5 protein-coding genes are annotated in these 4456 nt (G+C 63.9%); 4 read left to right on the top strand and 1 reads right to left on the bottom strand.

Features of this window, described 5'->3' with window-relative positions:
- The 3 genes from EN884_RS27095 to EN884_RS27085 form a co-directional block, all read left to right on the top strand.
- The coding region (locus tag EN884_RS27095; protein ID WP_245491996.1) for a Gfo/Idh/MocA family oxidoreductase at positions 1 to 509 on the top strand (509 nt) is incomplete at its 5' end.
- Between the two features lie 29 nt (positions 510 to 538).
- Entirely contained in the window at positions 539 to 1333 is a 795-nt protein-coding gene (locus EN884_RS27090; protein ID WP_013528365.1) for an SDR family oxidoreductase, read from the top strand.
- A 517-nt stretch (positions 1334 to 1850) separates the two neighbouring features.
- Positions 1851 to 2942, top strand: coding sequence for a 3-deoxy-7-phosphoheptulonate synthase (locus EN884_RS27085; RefSeq protein ID WP_063169772.1), 1092 nt, complete (start codon positions 1851 to 1853; stop codon positions 2940 to 2942).
- Positions 2943 to 2976: 34 nt separating this feature from the next.
- Here EN884_RS27085 and EN884_RS27080 read toward each other — a convergent pair whose 3' ends face one another.
- Complete coding sequence (locus EN884_RS27080; protein WP_027161048.1) at positions 2977 to 3612, bottom strand: LysE family translocator; 636 nt, start codon at positions 3610 to 3612, stop codon at positions 2977 to 2979.
- Positions 3613 to 3741: 129 nt separating this feature from the next.
- Between EN884_RS27080 and EN884_RS27075 the strand changes: the two genes are divergently transcribed.
- Positions 3742 to 4443: a YafY family protein gene (locus EN884_RS27075; RefSeq protein WP_063169771.1), complete on the top strand. Its 702-nt coding sequence runs from the start codon at positions 3742 to 3744 to the stop codon at positions 4441 to 4443.
- Positions 4444 to 4456: the final 13 nt, after the last annotated feature.

The following is a 4456-nucleotide window of genomic DNA, read 5'->3' as shown; positions in this document are numbered from 1 at the left end:
GATCGGGCGGGATTTTCCGCGACATGACCATCCATGATTTCGACATGGCGCGCTTCCTGCTCGGCGAGGAACCAGTTGCCGTGAGCGCGCATGCCTCGGTGCTTGTGGACAAGAAGATCGGCGAGGCCGGCGATTTCGACTCGGTCAGCGTCATTCTCGAGACCGCGTCCGGCAAGCAGGCCGTCATCTCCAACTCGCGCCGCGCCACCTATGGCTACGACCAGCGCATCGAGGTGCATGGCTCGAAAGGCATGGTGGCTGCCGAGAACCAGCGGCCGGTGTCGATCGAACTGGCCAATGAGAAGGGCTATACGCGCCCGCCGCTGCACGACTTCTTCATGACCCGCTATCTCGACGCCTATGCCATCGAGATTGCCTCTTTCATCGCCGCCGCGACCTCGGGCAAGAAGGCATCACCCAGCGGCGCCGATGGGCTTATCGCGCTTCGATTGGCGGACGCCGCGCTAAAGTCGGCAACCACCGGCAAGACCGTCCGCCTCGACAAGTAAGAACCGGAACTCAATCCAGGAGCAAAGCGATGAGCGCATCCGCCGATCGCAATTCACAGACACGCGCCATCGTCACCGGCGGCGCGCAAGGCATCGGCTTTGCCGTTGCCGAAGCGTTGGCCGACGAGGGCTGCCGGGCGCTGGCGCTCATCGGCCGCTCGCAGGAGAAGGGCGACAAGGCTGTCGCCCATTTCAAGAAAGCCGGCGTCGATGCGATTTTCATCAGCGCCGATGTGTCAAAAGTGGCGGACTGCAAGCGCGCGGTCGCCACCGCGATCTCGCATTTCGGCACCGTCAACGCGCTGGTCAACGCCGCCGCCACTTCGGCGCGCGGTTCGCTGGTCGAAACCTCCGAAGAGTTGTTCGATACGATTTTCGATACCAATGTGCGCGGCCCGTTCTTCCTGATGCAGGGCGTGGTGGCGCATCTCCTGGAAAAGAAGGCACCCGGCTCGATCGTCAACGTGCTGTCGATGTCGGCGCATACCGGCCAGTCGTTCCTGACGCCCTATTCGACCAGCAAGGGCGCGCTGATGACGCTGACCAAGAATGTCGCCAATGCCTATCGCTACAACCGCATCCGCTGCAATGCGGTGCTGCCCGGCTGGATGGATACGGAAGGCGAGGACATCGTGCAGAAGAAGTGGCACGACGCGCCGGACGACTGGCTGGCGAAGGCCGAAGCGACGCAGCCGATGGGCCAGTTGGTCAAGCCGGACCAGCTTGCCCGTCTGATCAGCTACATGGTCAGCCCGCAGTCCGGTGTCATGACCGGGTCGCTGGTCGACTACGATCAAAGCATTGCGGGGGCGTCACCGGAGTAACGCCGGCGAGTCTCAAACGCCCATCACTTCGTCATCCACGGGCGGTGCAAGGAGCGTAGCGACGCGGCGCAGACCCGAGGATCCATGCCGCGACTTCTGAGCGTTGCTGCGGTGCGGAATTCTGCTCCGCTGCACCATTCGGCCAAAGTCACGGAATGGATCCCAGGGTCTCCGCGACGGAGCTTCGCTCCTGCTCCGCCCAGGGATGACGAAATTTGGGTGCTTCGGCCATCCCGAATTGTCTCCGCATCAGGGCACGTGACAAGTGCCTCCGCATCGACTATATGAGCCTCATGATCAACCTGACCGTCACATATTGGTACTTTAGGAGCTCGCTGGCGGCGGGAGGATTGCGCTCGATCTGAAGATTGCAGCAACAAGATCCGAACAGCCGCCATACCTGGCGGCTTTTTTGTTTTCAGCCGGCAGGTTTCCTCTAAATCAAAGGGGAGCATGATGTCGTCCGAAAACCGCTTCACACTTTTCGGCATCATGCTCTCGACAGGAGCAGAAAGCCGTGTTGACCACCACAGACGACCTCCGGGTCAAGGAAATCCGAGAACTGAGCACACCGGACGAGGTGATGCGGGAGATACCGCGCACTTTGACGGCGACGCGCACCGTCAGCGCATCGCGCAATGCAACCCATGCCATCTTGAACGGGACCGACGACCGGCTGCTCGTCATCGTCGGCCCGTGTTCGATCCACGATCCGGTCGCGGCCGTCGATTACGCCAGCCGTCTCGCGGCGCTGCGCGAGAGCCTGTCGGACCGGCTGGAGATCGTGATGCGGGTCTATTTCGAAAAGCCGCGCACGACGGTCGGCTGGAAAGGCCTGATCAACGATCCCCACCTCGACGGCAGCTTCAACATCGACAAGGGGCTGCGGATGGCACGCAATGTGCTGTCGGCCGTCAACAATCTCGGCCTGCCGGCTGCGACCGAATTCCTCGACATGACCACCCCGCAATACATTGCCGACCTCGTCGCCTGGGGCGCGATCGGCGCGCGCACGACCGAGAGCCAGATCCACCGCGAACTGGCCTCGGGCCTCTCCTGCCCGGTCGGCTTCAAGAACGGCACCGACGGCAATCTGCGCATAGCCGCCGAGGCGGTGAAATCCGCCGCGCAGCCGCATCATTTCATGGCGGTGACCAAGGGCGGGCGCAGCGGCATCGCCACGACCACGGGCAATGAGGACTGCCACGTTATCCTGCGCGGCGGCGTTCAGCCGAACTATGACACGGCGAGCGTCGAAGCCGCCGCTGTGGAACTCGCCCGCATCGGCGTTGCGCCCCGTCTGATGATCGATGTCAGCCACGCCAACTCGGCCAAGAAGCCCGAGAACCAGCCCAAGGTGGCGGCAGATGTCGCCGGCCAGGTCGCGGCAGGCGACGAGCGCATCATCGGCCTGATGATCGAGAGCAATCTCGTCGCCGGCCGGCAGGACGTGGTGCCGGGCAAGCCGCTGGTCTATGGCCAGAGCATCACCGATGGCTGCATCGACTGGGCGACCACCGAGACCGTGCTGCACGGCCTTGCCGGCGCCGTCGAGTGGCGCCGCTCGGCACGCCGCGCCATGATCGACAACCGGCAGGGAGCTGCCTGACAGGGCATAGGGAAGTGGGCGGCGGTGACCGGGATTACGCCGCCCTTAATCCTTCCCATGCCGTGAACACCGATACGGCAAAGAGCAGCAGTCCGGCCGCGCGGCCGGCAAAAATGGTCGCCCGCGGATTGGCGATCAGAAGGTTGCGGCTGCGGCCGGCCGTGATAGCCAGCCCGCCATAGATCGCAGCCTGCGTCACCACGGTCAGCAGCCCCATGACCGTCGCCTGCATCCAGATCGGACCGTAGTCCGGTTTCAGGAACTGCGGGTAGACGGCAAGCACGAACAGGTATGCCTTCGGGTTGATCAGGCAGGTCACAAATCCCTGGCGAAACGCCTTCCATGCGGAACGGCTGCCGGCAGGCCCCTCCTGGCCGACGATGATGGAACTGCGCATCAGCGTGATGCCTATGAAGGCCATGTAGGCGGCGCCGGCAAGCAGCAGCGGCTTGAACAGGATCGGCACGAAATGCATCAGCAGGCCGACGCCGATGGCGCCGTTCAGCGTGTGCACCATGCCGCCGACCATGATGCCGCCGGTCGCGGCAAGGCCTCGGTCGCGGCCGCCGGTCAGTGCATTGGCAAGCACGAAGAGCATATCCATGCCCGGAACGGCGATGATGCCGAACAGCAGGATAAAGAAAAGCCAGAGATTTTCCGCATAGCCCATGTCAGTTGCCTGCCGCCTCGATCCGCCAAACCGCAGCGGAACCTGTTGATTTTCAATTCGATAGGCGCTCCTATAGGTCAGCCCAACTGACGATGGTGTGTCAGTTGTGATGGAAACCGGGCGAGAAAAATGCGCAAGGCGTCGCGCCTGTTCGAGATCATCCAGATCGTGCGGCTGGCGCGGCAGCCGGTGACGGCAGCGACGATCGCCGAGCGGCTGGAGGTGACGGTGCGCTCGATCTATCGCGACATTGCCGCCCTGCAGGCGATGCGCGTGCCGATCGAGGGCGGGCGCGGCATCGGCTACATCCTGCGTCCCGGCTTCGACCTGCCGCCGCTGATGTTCTCGATCGAGGAGATGGAGGCGATCGTCCTGTCGCTGGCGCTGCTGGAGCGCACCGGCGACAGCGAGCTCAAGCAGGCGGCCAAGCGCGTCAGCGCCAAGATCGCCGGCGCGGTGCCGCCGCCCTTGCGCCAGGTATTCGACGCCAATGCGCTGCACGCGTGGGGGTTCGCCGCGCCTTCGACCGGCGCGATCGACCTTGCGCTGGTGCGACGCGCCATCCGCGACGAGGAGAAGCTCGACCTCTCCTATCGAGACGAAATGGGCCGCGCCTCCGAGCGCCTCATCCGCCCGATCGCGCTGATCTACTACGCCGAAACCGCCAACATCGTCGCCTGGTGCGAGCTGCGCCAGGCGATCCGCAATTTCCGCAGCGACCGGATCGCGGATTGCCAGGCGACCGGGTTACGCTTCAAGGGCGAAGGCGACCGCTTGCGGCAGGTCTGGGTGAATGGATGGGAGACGAACGTCGCTGCCACGGCCGTCTGAGCGGGCTTATATC

Origin of the sequence: Mesorhizobium sp. M7A.F.Ca.AU.001.01.1.1, from assembly GCF_004022735.1 — a bacterium.
Taxonomy (GTDB): Bacteria; Pseudomonadota; Alphaproteobacteria; order Rhizobiales; family Rhizobiaceae; genus Mesorhizobium; species Mesorhizobium ciceri.
The sequence above is the reverse complement of the archived record's forward strand: the minus strand, read 5'-3'. Positions and strand labels throughout refer to the sequence as shown.